We start from the raw sequence: 22,719 nt of genomic DNA, 5'->3' as shown, positions 1-22,719 counted from the left end.
GATCCCGCAAACTGAATAGAAGTACGGCCAAGAAGCCGGGAGGAACCTATGCGTCAGCATCGCTCCTTCCGGCTCTTTGTCTTTGCACGGCAAGGTCATTCATAGGATAGCAACATCAATAAAACAGCGTATCTCCTCTCTCAAGGAAACACGCTGTTTTTTTATTGATCGTTATCATTCACTTAGCCGTTCGGTTTAACCCGCGTGGCTCATCCCTTTTCTACTCATTCATGATGGAATTGAGGGATGCGTATGCCATCGGCAGGAAACCTTCCGAAGGTTCACCAATGGGTGCTTGGATGTGGAAAATGAAACCATTACCGTCCAATTCTTTGACAATATAATACTCTGTTTTCTTATCATTCTGGGACATCATGTACAATCTGGCATCCTTCATCGGGCCGTTACTGAGTTGTTCAGTCGTTAACTGCTTCACTTCTCCGGTCTCGGACAACTCTTCCTTGGCATCCATCTTCAGCATATCCAGATTGAAGTCCGCAGGCAGTTTCTCAATCTCTACCTCATAAGCCGGATCAATCTTCATTGTTAATTCATGATCTTCCGCGTCAAAAGCCATCGGTTCAAAGATATAAAGTGAATAACCTTTCGCTTGTGCCAATGTCACTGGGCGCTTCTCGGTCATTCCTTCTACCGATACTTCCAGCTCTGACGTCTTCGGGCGATCGGACGTTACAGCACCGCCTGCACTGGAGCCGTTGTTGTCATCATTTGATTCAATCTTTGCAATCTCTGTAAGTATCAACTGTTTCGTCGTTGCATCAATGGTTTTCTCTACATATTTGAAACGCACGGAATCTTCGTCATCGATATCATCCAGTGACTTCTGCAGATCTTCGCCCACCTGGAAAGACATCGGTTTTTCATTCACTCGAATCTCGACGGTGTGCGGATCAGCCCATCCAGTGAGAATACCTTCCGCTTCTATTGCAGCACTTTCATCCGGCTTTTGCTCCGGTGCTGGGGACTGTTCTTCCGTATTATTGACAGGTGGTTGTGCAGCAGGACTACTGTTCCCACAGGCCACAAGCGAGAATCCCATAAGTAAAACCAGTAGTGATGTACTAACTTTCATTGTATTTCCTTTTCGCATATGAACACCTCCGTTAGCTTATACGCAATGATGCTTGTCCATGTTGCTTTTTATTCATTGGCTTGGCTGTATACTAGTACTTACACGGGAGAAAGGCAGCTCAATCATGCAAAATGTCTGAACGATTACTGTAGTCCTCTACCTAACTGGCCTGATCCATCTGTACCAGTTTCGCATTGGCTCCGTTAAATGCTTTGGTCTGCAGGTTGAATTGCTTACGGAATTCAGCAAGCTGCGCATATTCACTATTCCGTACTCGAATGGCTCGCTTGATCTTAACCAGATTAGGTTCTACAGTTCCCCTCATCAGGCCATATAACTGCTCATCGGCATCCAGACTCAGCTGATACGAAGCTACGAAATTGTCAAAAGCACGTACTCTTGCTTCATATTGATCCAGCACCTTCTCAGCCTGGGCCAATGTTTCTTCGTTTTCAAATGATAGGTCTTTCAGTGAACTGCGCAGAGCTACCGTCTGCTCGCTGGTCTGTTTCATGACCCCTTCGGCCTGCTTCAACAACGTTCTTCGTTCATGAATATGATTTGCTGCCTGATCCAGCAGTGCTTCGAGATCACTGTTTTTGTTCTTGCCTTTGTCTAAAATGGACTTGTATAACTTCATGTCTTCCTGCTCATGACTGGCCAGAGCCTTCAAACTCTGTTCAATCTCCTGTCCGCTGAGCACCAATTGGTTCACCTGATTTGCCGCAGGCTCCTGCGGCTCTCCACAACCACTTGCCAGCAGAATTAGCAATACGCTGACTGCCGCAAGCGCCACTTTTTTACTCGTTAGCACCCAAGTCCTTCCTCTCTTGCATCATCATCTTGTTGTTATATTACAAGCGGCTATCTCCGCTAAAATTGGTTACCCAGTGTGCATCCGGATCGTATACTTCGAACTCATAACCCCGATCTTCAAGCAGTTTCAGAATACGAGGCAGAGCCTGAACGGTCTGCTCGCGCTCATGCATCAGAATTACTTCCTTATCCCGATGTACACTTTTGCTCACCCGGGCCACAATCTTATCCGGCTGACCGGGGAGATTCCAATCAAGTGAATCTATCGTCCAGTCCCACATTTTGAAGCCGGCTGCAGCAATATCACCCCTGAATTTTTCTCCGATCTGCGGGCTGCTTCCATAAGGTGCACGAATCAGATGAGGTGTAAAACCAATCAGGTCCTGCACCATCTTCTGCTCTTTCTTAAACTCTTTCACAAAGTTTGCAGAGCTGCCGCTCTTATACAGTTTTTTATAATTATGTGTCATGCTGTGGAGCCCAGGATAACTTCCTTCCTTCAACAGCCGTTTCACTGCTTCTGGATGCTGATTCAACTGGCGTCCGATCATGAAAAAGGTAGCCTTCGCCTCATGCTGCTTCAATATATCCAGCAGTTGTTCCGTATATTCTGTTGGCCCATCATCAAACGTTATGTATGCCAATTTGCGAACCTGACCCTGGAACCGCGCCGGTTCCTCTTTCGCATCCGGAGTAACTTGTATCATGCCGAGCTTGGCGGGCTGTTCTATTACAGTAATCGGAGGCGGCGCAACAACGCTTTTGATCCAATGCGTCATTCCAAGGAATACATATGTAATACCGGTAACGAACAGTACCAGGAGCATTAGAGCTATGCTCAGCCTTCCATACCGGATTTTTCTTCGTTTATGTGTTTTCGTGCGACTTGTGCTGGGCGGAATACTGCCACGTTCTCCCGCTCTCTCTTGTTGAACTCTCACTGCCAGGCCACTTCCTTACTTTCAATTTTTCCCGATTATTGGTGTATTATCTCGTTCCATGCCTCTATATAGAAGATTAATAGAAAAATGGTTCGGGAGAATGACAGAATAGTTACAAGCCCGGTTACAATCTACTTATCTCTTCGTTCTCTTTATCTTTCCTGCAGTTACCTTCTCCTGTATAATGAAGTGATTTACGCCATCAGACTTCAAGAAGGAGCTACACCCATGACAAGCTTGAACCGTGCCGGCAGATCCATTTATCTGCTATTCTTTGTCGGCATTATCGCCATTTCTTTCTCTTCGATCTTTGTACGTTGGTCTACTGCAGATGTTGCGGTCATTGCGATGTACCGTCTGTTCCTGACCAATCTGCTGATGCTCCCTTTTGTCTGGAAATACAGACATGAGATGATGCGTCTGAGCTTACGGCAGTGGGGCTTGCTGCTTGCATCCGGTGTGATGCTGGCTCTTCATTTTCTACTCTGGATGGGTTCGCTGCGACTCACCAGTGTTGCCAGTTCCACCGTCATTCTCGCATTGGAGCCTATATTGATTCTCGCGGGTTCGGTATGGCTGTTCAAAGCCAAAATTAACCGCATGATGATCATCGGCATGGGAATTGCCCTGCTTGGGTCGATCGTCATTGGTGCAGGAGATTTCCAGTTGGCGGGTACTGCTCTGCAAGGTGATGTTCTGTCTTTGCTTGGTACAATCGCAGTCGCCGTTCATATGCTGTTGGGTCAATTTTTGCGTGCGGGGCTTAGTGCATTTTCGTATAACTTCTGGGTATTCTTTGTCGCTGCTTGTACGTTGGCGGTATATAATCTGATCATGGGCCATCCGTTCGGGGGTTACGCTGCTTCGGAGTGGGGAATCTTCCTGCTGCTGGCCATTGTGCCAACGATCTTCGGACATTATCTCTTCAACTGGCTGCTTCAATATATGAATGCCACGACGGTATCGATGGGCGTACTTGGGGAACCCGTTTTCTCCTCTTTGCTGGCCTGGATGCTGCTCAGCGAATCCCTCAGTGCATTACAGATGTCTGCCGGCGTCGTCATTATATTCGGGGTATGGATCTTCATTCGATATGGTAAAACCAAACCTCAAATGGCTTCAACAGAAGCTTCGGTTACGGGAAAAGGGCCTATTGAACCTACAACGGTATAACGTATTTTTTCTTAATCTATAGTTATATACGACTCTACCACTCTCATAAGGCGGTGTATTTTCATGAAAAATATTGTATCCATGCGCTGGCTGCTCGCCAGAATGTATGAACCGGATGTCGTCATTGCAGATTGCCGATTCTTGCTCGGTCAGCCGGAGGCTGGAAAGCAAGCCTATGAAGCTGGACATATTCCAGGGGCTGTCTATCTCGATTTGGAAAAAGATCTGTCCGCTCCTGTCTCTGCACACGGAGGACGTCATCCGCTTCCTGATCCGGTTGTGCTCGCAAGTCGTCTCTCCAAAGCTGGCATCGGCTCCAATAGTCGAATTGTTGCTTACGATGACCAAGGCGGCATGAATGCTTCTCGGTTATGGTGGCTGCTTCGCTACATCGGTCATGAGCAGGTGTATATCATGGACGAAGGTTTCTCCGCTTGGAAAAACGCCAAATTCCCGGTGACCGTGGATGTGCCAGTTCAGATCCCGGCTTCTTTTGAGGTGAATGTGCAGCCGGGCATGTTGGCAAGTGTTGAGGATGTTCAGCAGGCTTCGGCAAGTGGCAGTGCTGTGTTAATAGATTCTCGCGATGCCCGCCGCTACGCGGGTCTGGAGGAACCCATTGATGCCAAGGCCGGACATATTCCGGGTGCGGTGAATTATTTTTGGAAAGATGTGTTGGATTGGGATGGACGTTGGACAGGTACTGGGGTGTTAGAAGAGCGTTTTAGTAAGCTGGACAAGGATGGTGCGATTATCGTGTATTGCGGCTCCGGCGTATCAGCTTGCCCGAACGTGATTGCACTGGAAGAAGCGGGATTCTCGAATGTGAAGTTGTATTCCGGGAGCTGGAGCGACTGGATTAGTTATGAGGGGAATCCGGTGGCGACGGGGGAAGAGTAAATGCAAAGAAGCCCACATCCAACGATGCGGGCTTTTTGTCATGCCGCTGATTAATCGAAATATTTAATCTGCAGGTTGCTAAATACTGCCGTCCCCCCTTCAGCATATAACGTGATTCCGCGGTCGTTCAAGTGGGGGAAAATGATATTGGATAACACCAATGAGCCATCGTCAACGAAGACCTCGATACTGGTCTTGTCTACCAGAATCTTGAGATGAACCTTGTTCTTCTCGGGAACAAACGCCGCCCGACTCTCCAAGTCTCGACCACTGCGATCAGGGTTCCCCGTATATGTCCGGTTCACATACACATAACCATCTTTTACATTAACACCTGCATCCACATGTCTGCTCTGGTCATCAGATTCGCGCAGCCTTAGTCCAATGTTATTGACCTGAGTCCACGATATATCGGCCTCCATATAATATGAATTCCCCTTTACAATAAGCGAGCGGGCTCCGTTTACTGTAAATGGCTTGAACGCCATCTCCGAGACTGCCGCCTGCTCCATAGCATCGATCGGTCTTGAGATCAGTCGATATTGACCCGTTTTTGATGTAATAAGTTTAATTTCACGAACAATTGAATCCATGCCGTTGTAACCTTCCTGCAGTGTCGGCGTATTGTTGGCATAACTCCAGTTATTCATCCAGGCGAATGCGTAGCGATGATCGGTTTTGTCACTGCTAGCCCCATCTTCAAATGTAACTCCTCCATACCAGTCGAAGCCATAGTCCAGCCATTGTGGTTCATGAAGGTCGGGAACAAATTCTTTGCCATTAAAGCTTCCGGTCCAGTAAGCATAGGTGTTGGGTTGTCCTGATGATCTGCCGTTGGCACTTACGCCGAGCACCCATTTATAGGTTCCGTTATCTGCCCGCATCACAAATAGATCAGGACATTCCACCAACCCCACGTTTTCCGTGAAGAAGCCGCCGGTATACCGCCAATTTTTCAGATTAACCGATTCATAGAACCCAATCTTCGTCCCTTCAGCCAGAGCCATAACCCATTTTTGGGAATGATCATCCCAGATGATTTTAGGGTCTCTAAAATCCTTTTGTCCCGGATTCTTTAACACCGGTTGATCTCCATAAGGCTTAAACGTTTTCCCTTGATTGGTGCTGTACCATAAATATTGTTCCTGCTGTCCGCTGCTGGCAGAGGGCTGCGTCATGATCGCAACAATTGCTCCCTTGCCGAATCCAGCTGTACCTGACTCATCCACAACCAATGAGCCAGACCATGGATCACCGTTCCGGTTCGTGTATTTGGGGATTGCCACTCCTTCATCCTTCCAATGAACCAGATCGACCGATGTTGCATGCCGCCATCCCGTACCATTGCCTTTGGGGTAATCACCGTTATACAGATAATAATAGTGGTACTTCCCGTCCAGATATATCGGCCTTTGGGGATCATTCTTCCATTTGTCTGGCGTTGTAAAATGAAAGTTAGCTCGCAGGCTCGCGCTAGGAGAGGCTGCTCCCGTATCCACTGTAGTCCATGGGCTGTTGGTCAGGATCGGAATGACAGTGAAGGCGAGCGTGATCACACCACAGACAGCAGACCCTATGACCATTTGCTTTCTGATTTTGTTATTCATAACAGATACCTCGTTTGTAAAAAAAAGAAAACGCCAATAGATATCGACATTTTCTTTCTTTTAGACTCTCTGTGAAATTTGTTTATTCCACTGTTAATTGTCCTTGTGCCAGAATGCTGTCCTTCACTACGGATGTTTTGGACCCTTTGATATTCACCAGGAAACTTGGTGCAAAGGTAGAATGATGATCTTCAAACATTCCCCGGTTGGTCATATAACTCGTGATCACCACGTTGTTGCCTTGCACCTGCGGAATAGCAAAATGTGCGTAAGTCCAGGTAACATCCTTAGGATCCAGATCTTGATGCAATACAAGTCCAGTACCATTCAACGGCTTGTAAGGTCCTGTCAGAGAATCAGATACATATCCCAACATGTAGATATCTTCAGCATCGACACCATCCACAACCATTTTGGCTCCTCTTGTATCCGTGAACAAATACCATTTTCCATTCAACTTAAAGATATTTGCGCGTTCAATTTCATCGGTTACCGTATTGGATGCAATCAGCGGCTTCATCACTTGTTTTAAGCTATAGTCATCATTCAGTTCAATGATCCCCAAAGCGCCATTGGCTAAGGAAGTAAACTTTTTATTAGGGCTTTGCAGCAATTTTTCCCTCTCGGCCTGGAAGAACTTCTTGCTTCCTTCGTAGAAGGCCCTGTTATTGAATGCATCATCGCCCTGGTAGCCCATCTCTGTTCCAGTATTGGCTTCGAAAACAAGGTATTTGTGACCATTATCTTCCACATAGTGAGGATCTCTCAATGTATGATTGTCGGAATAATCCCCACCGCTGAAAGCCTGATCCACGGTTTGATACATTTTGCCGTCACCATCAAAGATCGACTTGAAATCTTCAACACCGTCCACCTTAAGCGTGTTCTCCGAAAGTTCGGAGACATTGATCTGAGCAGTCGTCAGGGTTTGCTTGCCATAAAATCCGTTGGCCGGGTCCCAGCCATGACGATTGGTGTAGAACAGACGAATATGACCATCCGCAGTCAGTGTAGAAGAGCCGGACCATTCCTCTGCCTGGTGATTCAGAATTGGGTCATTCGGAACGTCCTTGTCGGTGTTCTTGAACACTCTGCCTGCATTTTTCCAGGCATCAATGGATGTGTCTCCTGCTTTTTTGTAGAACATATAGATGAATGTGTCCCATCCCCGATCCGGGTCACCCGCCAGACCAAAAACAATTTGATAACCATGATAGTTAGCTACGGTACCATCCGCATTCTGCAGCGGCCAGGTATCCCACACATCCATGTCGATGACGTTACCATGTTCATCATATCCTTTTGCGGAAGGAATATTTTGGATAGCAGTAGCATCAAACTGAGGAATTTTGAATTGTTCTTTGATTTGTTCCTTAGGGATTTTCAGGGCGTCTGCGCGTGTAATATGGGAGATGCCATAACTCTCTTTGTAGTCTGAACTTTCTTTTGCCAAAGCCGAAACTCCCCCACCTGCCAATAATGTTGTTGCAAACGTTACTGCTGTCACTCTTCTCATCATCTTCTGGAAATTCATTGATTAATCCCTCTCTCTTGTCATTTTTTTCCGGAGAACAGAAAAAGACCTAAAAATCGCTAGGGTATGGTGGATACACCGATCCCAACGGACTTTTAGGTCTTGCCTGCTTACCAGTAACAATCCCGACATATTCAACTGTCGATAACTATTCTATATGGTCGGATCAAAACTTGGCTATAGATCAAAACTCCCGATTCAGATCAAGGACCAGAGACTCAGTTTACCAAGCATAAGAATCAATCCGAGGATGGATGAAGTCGATGATCTATCCGGTTGATCTCCATGGCGATCACAACCAGTTGACTTTCGGTCAAAGCATATCCATAATCCTCTTCAACCATTTCACCGATCTCGCGGGCCTGTGTATATGCTTCGGTAAAATTCATCCTCGCAATCGCTACAAGCTCCGGATTCAGTTCATTGCGGAGTTTGCCTGATTCATCCGTTTGCAGCATATTCTCAAGCTGGGTCAAAAGTCGCTCATAGTTCGCAGACCCACGATCCAGCACACCAGCAACTTGTCCCACACCTTCCGCGATATCCCTGATCATGGCCGTCTTTTCCGGAGCCTTATGGCGCATGCCTGCATTCTTCCAGGCAGTATGGATATGCATGGCGATATAACCAACCTCATCTTCCGGGATGACTACCTGTAATTTCTTGTAGATCAGACTCTTGGCATGAAGCGCGAGCTGAAACTCTCTTGGGTAGAGGATACGAATCTCCTCAAGAAGCGTATTCCGAATTTCGATTCCCTTGCCAATCCGCTCCAAGGCAAACGAGAGATGGTCTGTAAGCGCGATATGGATATGCTCATGAAACGTGACACCCAATGCCTTCTCGGCGAAAGTGATGATCTGCTGGGTGACCGCAATTTCTTCTTCGGGTAGGGTCCCCAGCATTTCCTGAAGGTGGTTGTACTGTTTCGGATCAGTCATCACAAACACTTTTTCAACAAGGCTCGGGTCTACAATATCATTTTTTCCTTTTCGGAAAACAACCCCCGCCCCCATGACAATTTTGTCTTCTCCATGATCGTTAACCACAGCGGCGTTATTGTTGAGTATTTTTTTGATCTTCATGTTAGTCTCCTATGCCTGTTCGTTAAGTTTATCAGCTTCTGGTCGAACAACGCGATCCACACCGAGCAGCAAGGTAACGCTAAAAGCCGTAGCCAGAGCAAGCACAAAACCGATCAGATAATGAAAAAGATTCATCAGCCCCGGCTGTACGATAAAAGCGATCATCGGGATTCCGGTTAGTCCAAATGAATTGGCCACAACCTGATGAAAAGCGACATATGCCCCTCCGGCGGCTCCCCCTGCAGCAGCACCCAGAAAGGGGCGCCCAAGTTTAAGATTAACACCATAGGTGACTGGCTCGGTGATACCGAACAGCGCCGTGATCGAGGCAGGCAAAGCTATTTTCCTCAATGCTTCGTCCCGGGTTCTGGCATACACTGCAAGCCCAGCGCCTGCTTGCGCGATATTCGCCATGGACCAGATCGGAAGCAAGAAATTGAAGCCGATATCCGGATTGGAAATCAGTCCAACTTCGACAGCCTGAATCCCGTGATGAAGACCGGTGATCACTATGGAGCTGTACATCCCGCCAAGCAGAAGGCCAAATAGCAAGCTCCCGTAGTTGAAGACGTATTCCAGAATACTTCCCAGCGAGCGGCCTAGACCCAGAGCAAGGGGTTCAATCACCAGTACCGCAAGGCTGCCCGCGATGCTAAAGCTTAAAAAGGGAACGAGAAGAACAGCTCCGGATGACGGTATCCATCGCCGTAGTCCTTTCTCAATTATCGTAAGCATAAACGCCGCAAGAACGGTTGGGATTATGGCTCCCTGATACCCGAATTGCGGTGATACCGGCAAAACTTGAGCAAAGGCTGGATCTCCACCGATGTCGGTGAACGGAAGAATCCCCGGGTGAGTCATGACAATCCCAACAGCGGCACCAAGCGCCGGGGTTCCCCCAAACCGTTTGGCCGTGTTGTATCCGAAAAGAACCGCCATCAACTGGAACGCTGAGCCCGTCAGCAGTGACAGAATCCGGAACCACATTTGGCCTGGATCATCCCAACCGAATGCCCCTGCAAGTCCCATGAGACCCAACAGCAGTCCAGCACCGACGAAGAGCGGAATAATGGGCACAACGATATCCGAAAAAAATTGGATTGCGTCCATCAACCTGTGTAACAACGCTCGTAAATGAAGCCCCTTTTCATTGGATAACATACTAGCGGTAGACACGGACGGCAGTGGATAGGAATCAGTATGATCTTTTTCGTGTAGCCGTGGTGTGATAGTACCATTCGAGTCGTCTTCATTTGGTATGGACGAAGCAGCTGACTGAAGCATGCCATTCACCTGGCGATTAACCTTCGACACAAGAGCGGGACCCAGGATAATCTGAAGTTGTCCAGCACGAACGTACACCCCTTGAATTTCCTGCATACCGTCAAGACGTTCTTGTTCCACCAGATCACTGTTCTGCAATCGGAGTCGGAGTCGTGTCGTGCAATGGGTGCTTTCGATAATATTGTCCGTTCCTCCAGACCATTCAATAAGTTGCGTGGCCAATGCCCTTGCGGAACTACGTCCCTTTGTGACACTCCGGTCATCCTGCTGCATGGATGGCTCCTCCCTGTTACTTAGCATTAAACGGACATCGAAGGATCGACGATCTATCATTGAAAGTTGAGCTTTTTCAAAAATAACAATTCCGTCATTTATGGCAATATTACTATTGTGACCACTTCACTTTCCAAAATCAATGGTCAGTAAATACCACTCCTCTGAGGACAATGGCCCATCTTGGCTTTGCATTCAGTTCTAGCAGAACCCCACGACGAATTCGAAGTGTATGCCGGAAGCTGAAGTGACTGGATCAGTTATGAGGGGAATGCAGTGGCTACGGGGGAAGTGTAGAAGACTCCAACAAATATGAATGTACTTTTCGTTGTGGAGTGATCCTAAAACCGGGAGAGGCGACAAGGGTCTAATTCATTTCTCGATTCCCTATCAATAATTTCACTTACAGCCAGATGCGCAATCAGCGGCGCCAGCGTAATTGCAGAATGCATCACCGTCAGATAAAGTCCTTTAATCTGATCTTGGAAGCCCACGATCGGATAGCCGTCTTCAGGCATGGGTCTCCATCCGACCTTTACTCTTTCAAGTTCCAGTTGATTTCCGTGCTTTAGACTGCGACGCAATGTGTCGTACGCTCGCTTAGCGACAACCTGTGGTCCGTTTTCCTCCGACTCGTCGATATAATCTTCCGCAGCCAGCAGCGTATAATCCGTCAGCTGACGCGCTTCAAATTGCGCATTGGAGATTAATGTGTGTATCAGTTTATTCGCAGTTTTCATCCGAATCAGAATGGAAGGTGACGACGTTACCGGCACATGACAACCTAACGGGTTACAAAGTTCGGGTGTGCCTGTACCTGCGGCCAATACTACAACATCCGCCTCCACAAAACCCTTGGACGTATGAACGCCAAGCAGGCGGGAACCCCCTTGCTGCAGCTGTGTAACGTTGGTGCCGAACTGAATCTTTGCTCCGTACTCTTGCGCTTTGCTCAACAACAGCTCCGTTACCCCGATAGGGTCCACCGCACCTTCTTCGCTGACAAACATCGCTTCATCCGGATATTCCTTCAGATTCGGCTCCAATGCCTCAAGCTGCTCACGGTTCAATTTTTGAAAGTGGTGTTGCTCCCTTAGAGGCGGAGTGTCCCAAGTTAGCGCTCCATGCCAATGAATTTTCAGTTCGGACAACTCTTGCTGAAGTGTGTGGTATTCTTCCACAGCTGCATCGTACAAATGCCAGTATTCCGGAGCCACCCTATGAGTCGTATGTATCCAGGCAAAAGATTTTTCCGTGACTTCACGCGCCGCGGCGTGGTGCCGTTCAATAACGGTTACGTCTTGATTTCGTTTGGCTAGATGATAGGCCATACACGCCCCAACGATCCCTGCGCCAACAATCACAATTTTTTGTTTCTTCAAAGCCAACTCTCCCTTGTCACCCTATCACCCCAAGGAATCGATCTTCCGAAGTTCGGATGGGTTTGCTCCTATTTCGTCTTCTTCGCCGTGCAGCTTCTCCATGTGATCCAGCGCTGTTCCGAATTTGCAATATACCGTCATTCTTATTCCTCACTTCTGACCATGCCCAGATATACTTTTGGTTACCTGGTTAGGTTTAAGTGCCTACTTCCAGATTGTGCCTGCACACTTTAGTATAGAGTCAGATATCAAAATCGAGCAAGTGAGGGGAAAAGAAAAGATGAATGTAACGTTATGGATCGTACAAATCATACCTTTTCAACAAAATGACCTGTTGCATTAGTAACACATCTTTAGTTCCTGTGCTGTAAGCCCAAGTGCATCAGTAAGCAGTTAAGCAAATTCCGAGAGTTAATTTTCGCTATCGCTATGCTCTACTTGTGCTTACACATAGACAGGGACCACTCACCATGATCGGCAAGGGATCCCTGTTTTTTGACTAGATTTTAAGCATAATCACATACCCCTGAACGGATACTGTTATAGAGTCCACAGCAGCCCGATTTACCAATCTAATTGTTACCTGTTGTGTCGTCTAACCCCGGAAACCGGATTGTTTTCTATCAATCCAGTCGATAGTGTACAAAACACAGGAGGAAATTGACCATCATTAATAAACTTCAGTAATCATCTTAGGAAACTCATCCAGCAACATATGGCTCGTTATCGACTTCATTCTGATACTTACGAATATAGCGAAGATACTCTTGAGCACTTTGGTTGATTTCTTCATCGGTTGCTTGAAATGAGGCACCGAAAACTGCAAAATACGGTAAAGCTACTGCCCCAACGTGATTAATGCTGGCTTTGAAAGGCACGATCACTTCATCTACAGTGAAGGAAACTGAACCATCCCGCGTGTAATTTATCTTTTTATCCCCAATGGACATGGCCAATCCCAGCTTCTTCCCATGCAATTTATTACCTTTTGATCCATAAGCCCACCCATAGGCAAAAACATCATCAAACCATTTTTTCAACAAAGGCGGATAACTGTACCAATATAACGGAAACTGCAAGATGACATGGTCATATGCCTCCAACAGCTTCTGTTCTCTGGAAACATCGATATTCCAATCAGGATATTCTCTATATAGTTCATGGATTGTAATTTCGCTCGCATGCTGCCCTAGTTCCTCTTTCCAGCGCTGGTTTACTCTCGAATCATCCATATTCGGATGTGCCAGAATGACAAGTGTTTTCATTGATTCCATCCCTTTCTTCGGTCAAAATCATATCTTTTTTTGAATATCGCCATTATCATATAAGCCCGAGCAAAAGAAAATACACACAATAAAGTAAGATGGTTACTTCAAAGTGTGTATGGACTTCTTCCCCATCATCGTGAGAAAGTATATATTTATACCCTATGAACAAGTAGCAGTATATACGAGGTGAGACGTAATGAAGCAATATAACCTTGGCATTGAAGCCACACTCGAAATCATCGGGGGCAAGTGGAAAGCGTTAATTATTTGTTTACTAATGTGCGACGTGAAAAGAACAAGTGAACTACAACGCAGCATACAAGGTATTTCGCAAAAAGTACTGATTCAGCAGCTGCGTGAGCTTGAACGGGACGGGATTGTCAGAAGGCATGTGTATCAACAGATGCCGCCCAAAGTTGAATATGGCCTGACCGAATATGGAATAACCGCCAATACCATTGTCGATGTCATGTGTGCGTGGGGACGAGACAACATAGCACTTAGGCAACACCGAGGAGAAGATATCGTATTGTTGGAAGACAAAAATCCGACTTCGTAGAAATATCGACATTTAACATATCTTCATTCAAGCTTCATTCTCTCCCCCTCACTTCTATCGTAAGATGATGTGGACTTTCCAATAAACTACAGATACTCAATTCCACAAGGAGGATGTCCACATGAAAAGTTATCTTGTGTTCGGTGCAAGTAAAGGATTAGGAGATGCCTTCGTCAGAGGTGTACCCGAACAGGGCGACAAAGTCTGGGTCGTTTCTCGAAGCAGACCGGAAAGCCTGGATTTGAGTGATGGTGTACAGCGGATATGGATACAAGCTGATCTCTCTGAGCTGAGCGCCGCGACCATTGTCAAGGAACAGTTAAAGAACGAACCTTTGGATGTACTCATATACAATGTAGGCATTTGGGAGAAAGAAGGCTTCGAGGATCACTACACGTTCGACAAAGACGAGCCCGCGGATATCAGTCAGCTGATCCATGTGAATATCACTTCAACCATAGTATGTATTCAGGCATTATTGCCTCATCTACGGCAATCAGCAGCGGGCAAAATCATTCTTATTGGTTCAACAGCGGGTCTGAATAACGCCAATAGTACACAAGTTTCTTTTGTCGCCTCCAAGTTTGCCATTCGAGGAATCACAGAGGCCTTGAGGGAGCATACGCGACACGATGGCATTGCCGTTACATGCATCAACCCCGGGGAGCTTGCTGCTGAAATTCCTTATGAAGAGGGCAGCGAACGTGCACTTGCTGAATATAATGGCACACGTATCCCCCTCCAGGATATGGTTTCCATCGTAAAATGCATTGTCAGCCTGTCCAAAGCAGCCTGCGTAAAAGAAATTAATATTCCAGCAATAACAGATTTAAACACATAATTGGGTCCGCTCCAATTATGAAGAACCCTCATAACCAGGAAAAATAAATTACTTTGATATCAAAAGCCCGCTATTATCGCGGGCTTTTACCTTTTCACTATGGAATAAAGTGTTAAACCACTTCCAAGGATGAAGGTCGGCAAGTCTATACGACATTTAATCTCTTAGCTACGTTTCACCGCTCCTGTATACAGTCCGAGTCCGGTGCTAACAAGTCACTTCGAAGCTGTCATCCGTTCCACCAGCGCCCGCAGTGAATAATCAGAGGTCGAACACAGCAGTATGCTTCCGGCTGTCTGCGGCAGAAAAGCGTCGTCATAGGGATTGCGCAGCACCAGATTAAACAGTGGTTTAACCGCAGCCAGTGCCTCGGCCATCGCCAGCTGACCTGTGAACAGATGAGCATTAAGAGTGCCTTGGATAACGACATCCGCGGTAGCAGCCTGCTGCACAAGTGATGCAATCTCCTTCGCATCAGGCTTCATTGCGCAGCAGCGCGTCTCCACAGCCAAGCCTGCATCCTTCAACAAGGATGCCAGTTTGATCTCGGCTGCACCGCTGTTATCGGCCCGGGTCAGCTGCTCCTGCTGCGGCAGAATGAGCAAATATTTCAGCGAAGGGTTAAGCGGAAGCAGGCCTTGCGGGTCCCGACTAACTTTCACGGTCATACGAGCCAACTTCAGTGCCTGCTCCTCCCACTGTCCCCTGAGAATGGGCTTTGCAGCCGCTTGATACTGTTGGAATTTACCGTAGAGCTGCTGGATACGAAGAACTGACTCGTCGATTTGCGCCTCGTTGATTCGTCCATCCCGTACAGCGGCCAAAATACCCTCGATCACCCTGCTTTGATACTCTGGCGTATGACACATCAGGATCATATCGTTCCCCGCCTGAACAGCCAGTACGCCTACTTCATCCGGATTGAAATGATTGCGGATTGCCCCCATTTCAATATCATCAGTGCAGATTACGCCTTCAAAACCCAGCTTGTTCCGCAGCAGCTCCGAGGCAAAATAAGGACTGAGCGAAGCCGGAAGTCCGCCGGATTCCGGGATGTTCGGAAACACCAGATGCCCCATCATGATTGAGTCCACTCCAGCTTCAATCGCCTCCACAAAGGGGAGCAGAGGACCTTCCATTAACTGCTCAAGCGTCAGATCACATTCTGGCAGAACGATATGAGAATCTCCGCTCACTTGCCCGTGACCTGGAAAGTGCTTTGCCGTCACGGCCACACCTGCTTCATGCATCCCCTGGATGTAGGAGCGGCCGAATCGGGCTACCAGCTGCGGGTCCTCTCCGAAGGAGCGAACACCCACGACCGGATTATCTATATTCGTGTTCACATCCAATACAGGTGCCCAGTTCATCGGAATACCGAGAGAATGCAGCTGACTGCCGATGAATTTACCGAGTAAATAGGCGGTTTCCGGGTCTTCACTTAATCCAACTGCGCGGTTTCCCGGGATATAGGGGAAGAAGGTTTTGAATTTGGACAGGGTGCCTCCCTCTTCATCTACCGAAACGTAATAAGGCAGCGGGCTTCCATGATTTCCAGCTATGTTCTGTACCTCTGTGAGTAGCGCAAGCGTCTGCTGCTCACTCTCGACATTGTGGGGAAAGATGCCTATTCCGCCAAACCGCTGCTGCGCTATTCTTCCCCGAAATTCTGGCTCGGCGCGGGTAGATGGTGTGCCTATTACGCACATCATGGCTATTTTGTCTTCCAAGCTCATTGCCGTCAGATCAGATTGCGGATGGATGGCGTTCAGTCCCAGCTCATGATATAGCGTGCGCTCCAAATAATCATGCAGATAGAACCTGGATTTCACAAAATGTTCCGCCATATCAGACGGCTGGTAACGCTCCAGCGCAGCTTTCATGCGTGGAAAAACCTCCTCGCGTCCACGGTGGTTTCTCGTGTAATTGTTTTGGAGTGAGCGCCACTCCGCCTCATCGCCAGGATACAGTTCCCAGCGGTAGGCGTATTTGTGAATCGCCCGCGAACGATCTGTCGCCACCTCAAAATCATGCATAATCGCAATCAGTTCCGCTTCTTCCTTATGCTCGCGCACCTCGTCCAGGAGCTTCCAGATCACCTCGTAATAATCCTCCAGTCGATAATTTCCGAGCCGATTATGCCCGGTAACCGGATCAATGCCATGGAAGCGTTCCAGGAATCGGTCGATGAAGGTTGAGGCATCCGCCTTGCGGTTCCAAGCCAGATCCGCATGCAGCAGCATGGGGTACCAAGTGGTTTCGAAAATACCATAGGGCACACCGAGGCTGAAAGGCCCCGTCCAGTTGGTGGCAACGATGCAGTCCAGATCCAACTTGCCTGCCGTCTCTGCCCACTGAATCAAGTTGTCCGTACGGTTCGATAAAACCGGATAATTCTGATGCTCCGCCCAGTCAAAGCTGCGGACGGCTGGAGCTCCCATGACATCAATGCCCAGCGACCTGAATTTATCCGCATGTGAAGTAACCTCCATTTCGATATTACGCCCGTTGTAGATCCAGATCATGGCCGCACTCCGCCGATCCAGTTTGGCCAGTTCCTCTGGCGGACATTTATCCAGCATGTCATGCCAGAAAATCGGCTGTTTCCCCCGCTCTGCCGTAAATGCAATCAGACGGTTCAAAAAGGCGATAAAGGCTCGTTCCCGCACACCTCCAAACTCGATTTTGCAGCGTTCGCATTCGCATAAGCTGTAGACCTCGTCACAGCCGAGATGGATATAGCGCGAGTCCGGATGCGCATCGATCATCTCTCCGAGCAACGTGGTAATCAGTCCGAAGGATTCCGTGTGGGACGGGCAGATTTCCCCGGTGGACTGTTCTGTCTCGCGGAGATGCCGCCAAGCTTCGTGGCGCAGTACATATTCCAGATGTCCGAAGCTCTGCTGAAGCGGAATAATCTCCATAAAATGCTCGTGGGCGTTACGCTTCAGTTCTTCCAGCTGCGAACGACTTAACGCATGCTTCGAATGTGCGAACTCGGGGTACACCTGGAACGGAAATTTATCCTCATATTCAATCAGAACCGCGTTTGTCTTATACCGGGCAAATTCCGCCAAATATGCTGTCAGCAGTCCCGGCTTCGAGAACGTCTGGCGCAGATCCAAATTCATTGCCCGCACAGCCGTATCCGGCCAATCGGTTATGGACACCGCCGGGATGTCTCCATCCGCCCCAAGCAGTTGTACCAAAGTCTGCAATCCGTAAAACAAACCCTCCGCATCTTGGGCGCAGACCTCCGCCCTTATGGCTGATACCTTCAACCTGTACCCTTGTGGGTGTCCGGTAAGTCCCAAGTCTGTCTGGCCCTCTTCGGTAAATGAACTGAAATTAGAGATGTCCGGGCTCTTCTTTTGCGCTCCCAAAACTTCATGTACTGCATGGGCGCCATGTACCTCACGGTCTCCCTGCTGGGTTTCCTGCTCTGAGAGACGTTCTACAATAAGCAAATAACCTTTGTCTACCCTTGAGCATGTATACTCCATCCCCGGAAATGCGCGGCGGCAATGGATTTCCAGTCTCGATTCATCCTGCTCCATGTAAAGACTCAGTCTTGTCTCGCCATCTAATCGCAAGGGGCCTCCCTCAATCGCTGCAATCTGCTTCGGTTGTGGTATCAAGCTCTGCATCGCTCTCCTCCTATTCGTTGCTCCGTGGACTCAACCGGCCATTCCTCCAGCATTGCATCATACTCAACTTCCCACCGTTCATGGTAAAACTAACCATATCCGCAGGTGCTCCCGCCTTAAGCCCCGCTGCCTGTTCAAGCCCAAGCAGCCCGGCAGGATTCACTGAAGCGCAATCCCAGGCATCGGCAAGCCCGATCAACCCTGCTTCCACGAGATAGCCCACCTGTTCCGGCAGCATCATCGCCGAGCCAGCCAGCAGCTGCGGCTGTCCGGCAATGTGCAGCCGACCTTCCGCGGTTAGCACTACATCTCCGCCAATGTGCAGTCGATACGACCCTGGTGGCATACCGCTCAGTGAGACAGCATCGCTGACCAGAACAGCACGGTTCCTCTTCATTCGGAGAATCACCGCCAGCACGGACGGCGGGAGATGATGGCCGTCCGCGATCATACAGCCATACAGTTCATCTGCCGCGAGCTGTTCCCACAGGTAGTTGGGATGACGCGGAAGCGACAGATGCGTGCCATTGCCCAGATGCGTGGACATGACGGCTCCTGCGGCGACCGCTTCCCTGATCTGCTTGGGCGTTGCCGCCGTATGACCAATCGAGACAAGGATGCCGGATTCGCAGCACCGGGCGATAAATGAAGTCGCATTCGGCCACTCCGGGGAGAGAGTAATGATGCGAATCAACCCCTCAGCCGCTTCCTGCCAGCGGCTAAAGATCTCCCAATCCGGGGGAACAATATATTGCCGCGGATGTGCACCGCGCGGACCGTCCTCCGGTGAAAGAAACGGTCCTTCCAGATGAATACCTGCAATCCCTCCGCTCGCATCCGGGTTCAGCCGAACAGCTTCCGCAATAGTGGAAGCTGCCTCAGCCAGCCGGTCGGAACTGTTTGTAATCAACGTCGGACAATAGCTTGTAATACCCTGGTTTTGCAGCATCCACGTCAGCTTCAATACCGTATCAGGATTCAGCGGAGCTGTATTCAGATCCAGCCCCCAGCCGCCGTTGACCTGCAAATCGACCAGACCGGGAGCAATCCAGGGAAGATGTTCCGTGGAAGGCGTCACGTCAAGCTCGGTAACGGCAGTAATTCGCTCTTCTGTGAATCTCACCTCAATGGGCAGTCCTGTCCGGTAGTGTCTCCCAACAATCGGCGCGCTCACAGGCCGAAGGCTTCCCGGTCCGTAAACATCGTGATTGCGGGATGTGTACGCAGGATGGTAGCTGGACATGCCGTACTGACTGGATCATATAAAGTTGCTGCAAGCGCACTCCGCTTGGACGCCCCTGGCACGATCCCGAACAGTTTGCTCCCTGCCATTAACGCCGGTACAGTCAGGGTCAACGCCTCCGCAGGCACGTCATCCAGCCGGGCAAAGCAACCATCGTTTACCTGCTGACGGCGACAAGCATCATCCAGCTTCACTGCTTTCACAAGCAGCGGATCTTCGAAATTGGCTACAGGCGGATCATTGAAGGCAATGTGACCATTTTCTCCGATCCCGAGACAGACGATATCTATTGGATCCAAGCGTAATAGTTCTCCATACCTCTGGCATTCCTGCTCCACATCGCCCAAACCGTCGATCAGCTCCACCCGCCCAGGCTGGACCCGGCTGAACAGCCGTTCTGTCAAATATCGTCCGAACCGCTGGGGGGCCGTATCCGGCAGACCAATGTATTCATCCATATGAAAGGCACACACCCGCGCCCAGTCAATGCCTTGCTCCATCACAAGCCCCTCATACAATTCATTCTGCGAAGGTGCCGCAGCGAATACCATGCGGACCCGGCGCCCTGAATCCTGAAGCAGCTGTCTTAACTCAGCTCCAACCGCAGCAGCTGCAGCTGCCCCCATCTGATCACGGTCTGCATAAACCTGTACAGACATGCGCTCTACGACTCGCGACTCCAACGGCTTTATCATGCCATTTACATTAATGTTCCTCATCCTCCTCCAAACAGCTTCTTACCCGATGCTTCAATTGTCGGCATTTTGCATCAGCAGTGTCGTATGCGGAAAATCATGCTCTCCCGCATAGTAATAACCGTTATAACGGATTCTTCGTGGTTCAAAACCAGCCTGCCTTTCCGGCATCACCGTCTCCGAAGCCAGCGTTACACTTCCGTCCGCTCCTGTGATTCCGCTGGTGTACCGTCCCGCAGCATAAGTGAATCTTCCCTCCACTTTCGCCCCTTCCAGTACCTCGCCTGTAGCGTAATCTCTAACCTTCATGTTGACGGATACTCCTGAACCGCTATAAGCCAGATTCATATCCGAGACAATCATGGGTTTCAGTATAGTACTTCCAGTGGTCGCCGACACTTCATCGGTAAGTGGTCCGATGTTGCCCTGCAAATCGCGGGCCGCAATCCGATAATAGTACGTTGTATCCGGCAGCAGTCCCTTGTCTTGGTAATTCAGGCCGCGAGCGAGTCCGACCACTTCCGAAGCAGCAGGTGTGAAACCCTGAACGGTACTCCGATAAATCACATAGCGCTCCACTTCCATGTTATCCGAAGCTATTCCATATTTCAGTTGTACAGTTTGATAATCCGTCGCCTCAACGAACGGCAGTCCTGCAAGGGCAGAAGGGGCCTCCTGGTCCTCCGGAGCTGTCCAAAATACACCGCCCGGTCCCCAGTAAGAAGGCAGGGCCCGATAGGAATCATAGTGATGGACGGCAATGCCGCCGAAAGCGCTGCTTTGCCCGTAAGCCGTGTATACCTTATCCAGCTCGGATTCCATATGACTGCGTCCTTCCTCCCAAAAAGTGATCGTCTCCGGATCGCCGCTACTCGCAATATCCAGTGTTTCCACACCAATCACTACGGAATTCGGCTTGCCGATCTGGTCGGCGTAAGCCAATTCTCCGGCAGCCCCGGCAATTATGCCGGCAGAGCCATCCGCTGTATCCCGGTAATCCATGATGGAGATATAGTCGGAGATATCTTGAACATGCTCGGACAGCCACTTGGTGGTGCCGTTCCACACAATATTCGCCCCTTGCTCCGAAGTGTCATACCACTTGGGCACAGCTGGGCCGAATGGCAGCCGGATCCCCGCAACATCTCGGCGATTAATCATCTTTTGCAAAACATCCAGGTATTCCTTCTGCAGGAATCGGCTTGGATCTCTAAAGTCAGGGGAAATGTACGGCTCAATATCCACATTGATGCCGTCGAACTTCTCCGTATCCGCCGCAGCAAGATTGTAATTAATAACCTTCTCCATTTCCTGCACCGCGTGGCTGTGATATTTCTCGTATGCACCCATATAGGCCGGAGAAGTGCCGCCAGCAATTAATGCATGTACCTGCAGATTTTTGCTGTGAGCCCAGCTTAGGAACGAGCGCAGCTCCACCTCCTGCTCTTCCAGCGCATTGTATCCGGCATAACTGCCCACTGCGAGATACAGCGTCCGGACCGGCTCTTGGCCGAATGTCTGTGTGTCCGTGATGAAAGACTCCAGCACCTGGCGTGAGCCGGGGTTTAGAAGCAGCTTGTAGCTTTCCGGTTCCCAGATCCACATGGCCCGGTCCTGACCGGGCAAAGACACCGCTGGTTCATGCGTCCCGTTTCCAACCTGTGCATACACCGTTGGACTATAACCATACCGTTCCGGTGCATTGGTCGCTCTGGCCTCCAAGCTGACCGTCCGATCGCCAAGTCCCGCCGTGTCCCAGGTGTATACATACGCAGAACCTTGCTGAACAGCCTCCTTCCAAGGCCCGCGGTTCACCCGTATCTCGACCAGTGTGATTGGGATTGGCGAGCTGGCCTGGACCGAAATCTCCACCGGACCACTAAGCGACACGCCTTCGGATGGACTTATAATCGTTACATCAGGGACAGCACCTGCCGGGTTATTCACTGTAAGGATGGCGGGCACACCCCATACCCCATAGCGAGAGGTCGTATCCAGCCCACGAACCACCAGTTCGACAATCCCGTTATATCCCGAGGTATCCAGCATATAAGACCAAGTGCCACTGTCATCCCCGTCGGGATCATCCATCAACACCTCATATTGGGACGTTCCGTTCACATACAGCCGAATGTCGTACACATCGGTATAACTGCCCCTGATCTCTACCATCCCTCCGTCCGACACATATCCACCCACGGGCGCATCCAGCGAGATTGAACCGGCAGCTCCCACCTTACCAGGAAAGGGTATTCCAACCAATACCATACCTATCAACAGAACCATGGCTAGCCTGAATCCGGAGTACACACGCAGATGCTGCTTTTTCATAAGCGAAGCCTCCTTTTGCCATTCTGTACTAATGGTCTAGCATTGCT

Annotated in this window: 17 protein-coding genes; 4 read left to right on the top strand and 13 right to left on the bottom strand. The window is 49.3% G+C overall.

The genetic code is table 11. The features are described from left to right. Positions 1-220 precede the first annotated feature (220 nt). From AC4G47_RS07670 to AC4G47_RS07660, 3 genes are all read right to left on the bottom strand, one after another. The gene (locus AC4G47_RS07670) at positions 221-1,111 is read right to left on the bottom strand and encodes a DUF8580 domain-containing lipoprotein (RefSeq protein ID WP_491105623.1); all 891 of its coding nucleotides are present in this window, start codon (positions 1,109-1,111) and stop codon (positions 221-223) included. A gap of 142 nt (positions 1,112-1,253) precedes the next feature. Next, positions 1,254-1,907, bottom strand: a complete 654-nt coding sequence (locus AC4G47_RS07665) for a YkyA family protein (RefSeq protein WP_491105622.1) — start codon at positions 1,905-1,907, stop codon at positions 1,254-1,256. Between the two features lie 40 nt (positions 1,908-1,947). Further along, positions 1,948-2,850: a polysaccharide deacetylase family protein gene (locus AC4G47_RS07660; protein ID WP_491105620.1), complete on the bottom strand. Its 903-nt coding sequence runs from the start codon at positions 2,848-2,850 to the stop codon at positions 1,948-1,950. A gap of 228 nt (positions 2,851-3,078) precedes the next feature. Here AC4G47_RS07660 and AC4G47_RS07655 point away from each other — a divergent pair, with 228 nt between their 5' ends. Both AC4G47_RS07655 and AC4G47_RS07650 read left to right on the top strand, forming a co-directional pair. After that, on the top strand, positions 3,079-4,023 hold the full coding sequence (locus AC4G47_RS07655) for a DMT family transporter (RefSeq protein WP_491105619.1): 945 nt from the start codon (positions 3,079-3,081) through the stop codon (positions 4,021-4,023). Between the two features lie 63 nt (positions 4,024-4,086). Further along, a complete protein-coding gene (locus tag AC4G47_RS07650) occupies positions 4,087-4,923 on the top strand; it encodes a sulfurtransferase (protein ID WP_491105618.1) in 837 nt (278 codons plus the stop codon). 50 nt (positions 4,924-4,973) lie between these two features. On the opposite strand, the gene AC4G47_RS07645 is transcribed toward AC4G47_RS07650, so the two are convergent. The 6 genes from AC4G47_RS07645 to AC4G47_RS07620 all read right to left on the bottom strand — a co-directional run bounded on the left by AC4G47_RS07645 (position 4,974) and on the right by AC4G47_RS07620 (position 13,353). Next, positions 4,974-6,506, bottom strand: coding sequence for a glycoside hydrolase family 32 protein (locus AC4G47_RS07645; protein WP_491106663.1), 1,533 nt, complete (start codon positions 6,504-6,506; stop codon positions 4,974-4,976). Between the two features lie 106 nt (positions 6,507-6,612). Continuing rightward, the gene (locus tag AC4G47_RS07640) at positions 6,613-8,064 is read right to left on the bottom strand and encodes a glycoside hydrolase family 68 protein (protein WP_491105617.1); all 1,452 of its coding nucleotides are present in this window, start codon (positions 8,062-8,064) and stop codon (positions 6,613-6,615) included. 239 nt (positions 8,065-8,303) lie between these two features. Further along, positions 8,304-9,149, bottom strand: a complete 846-nt coding sequence (locus AC4G47_RS07635) for a PRD domain-containing protein (RefSeq protein ID WP_491105615.1) — start codon at positions 9,147-9,149, stop codon at positions 8,304-8,306. 9 nt (positions 9,150-9,158) lie between these two features. Further along, the gene (locus tag AC4G47_RS07630) at positions 9,159-10,706 is read right to left on the bottom strand and encodes a PTS transporter subunit EIIC (RefSeq protein WP_491105614.1); all 1,548 of its coding nucleotides are present in this window, start codon (positions 10,704-10,706) and stop codon (positions 9,159-9,161) included. 341 nt (positions 10,707-11,047) lie between these two features. Then, a complete protein-coding gene (locus AC4G47_RS07625; protein ID WP_491105612.1) occupies positions 11,048-12,088 on the bottom strand; it encodes an NAD(P)/FAD-dependent oxidoreductase in 1,041 nt (346 codons plus the stop codon). 701 nt (positions 12,089-12,789) lie between these two features. Next, positions 12,790-13,353 (bottom strand): NAD(P)H-dependent oxidoreductase, encoded by a 564-nt coding sequence (locus tag AC4G47_RS07620; RefSeq protein ID WP_491105610.1) that lies wholly within the window; start codon positions 13,351-13,353, stop codon positions 12,790-12,792. A 199-nt stretch (positions 13,354-13,552) separates the two neighbouring features. Between AC4G47_RS07620 and AC4G47_RS07615 the strand changes: the two genes are divergently transcribed. Then, positions 13,553-13,915, top strand: coding sequence for a winged helix-turn-helix transcriptional regulator (locus AC4G47_RS07615; RefSeq protein WP_491105609.1), 363 nt, complete (start codon positions 13,553-13,555; stop codon positions 13,913-13,915). A 121-nt stretch (positions 13,916-14,036) separates the two neighbouring features. Continuing rightward, positions 14,037-14,756: an SDR family NAD(P)-dependent oxidoreductase gene (locus tag AC4G47_RS07610; protein ID WP_491105608.1), complete on the top strand. Its 720-nt coding sequence runs from the start codon at positions 14,037-14,039 to the stop codon at positions 14,754-14,756. Between the two features lie 215 nt (positions 14,757-14,971). Here AC4G47_RS07610 and AC4G47_RS07605 read toward each other — a convergent pair whose 3' ends face one another. Genes AC4G47_RS07605 through AC4G47_RS07590 form a run of 4 tightly spaced genes read right to left on the bottom strand, consistent with a single transcriptional unit; the run spans position 14,972 to position 22,672 of the window. Further along, entirely contained in the window at positions 14,972-18,403 is a 3,432-nt protein-coding gene (locus AC4G47_RS07605) for a glycoside hydrolase family 3 N-terminal domain-containing protein (RefSeq protein ID WP_491105607.1), read from the bottom strand. A gap of 10 nt (positions 18,404-18,413) precedes the next feature. After that, positions 18,414-19,577 carry an N-acetylglucosamine-6-phosphate deacetylase gene (locus AC4G47_RS07600; RefSeq protein WP_491105605.1) on the bottom strand — a complete coding sequence of 388 codons (1,164 nt, stop codon included), beginning with the start codon at positions 19,575-19,577 and terminating at the stop codon, positions 18,414-18,416. Beyond that, positions 19,574-20,365 (bottom strand): glucosamine-6-phosphate deaminase, encoded by a 792-nt coding sequence (locus tag AC4G47_RS07595; protein WP_491105604.1) that lies wholly within the window; start codon positions 20,363-20,365, stop codon positions 19,574-19,576. The genes AC4G47_RS07600 and AC4G47_RS07595 overlap by 4 nt, the downstream gene beginning before the upstream one ends. A gap of 30 nt (positions 20,366-20,395) precedes the next feature. After that, a complete protein-coding gene (locus AC4G47_RS07590) occupies positions 20,396-22,672 on the bottom strand; it encodes an Ig-like domain-containing protein (RefSeq protein ID WP_491105603.1) in 2,277 nt (758 codons plus the stop codon). Positions 22,673-22,719 lie beyond the last annotated feature (47 nt).

The sequence above is a fragment of the Paenibacillus sp. Negev47 genome (assembly GCF_058313655.1).
This window is presented reverse-complemented; position numbering and strand designations above follow the sequence as displayed.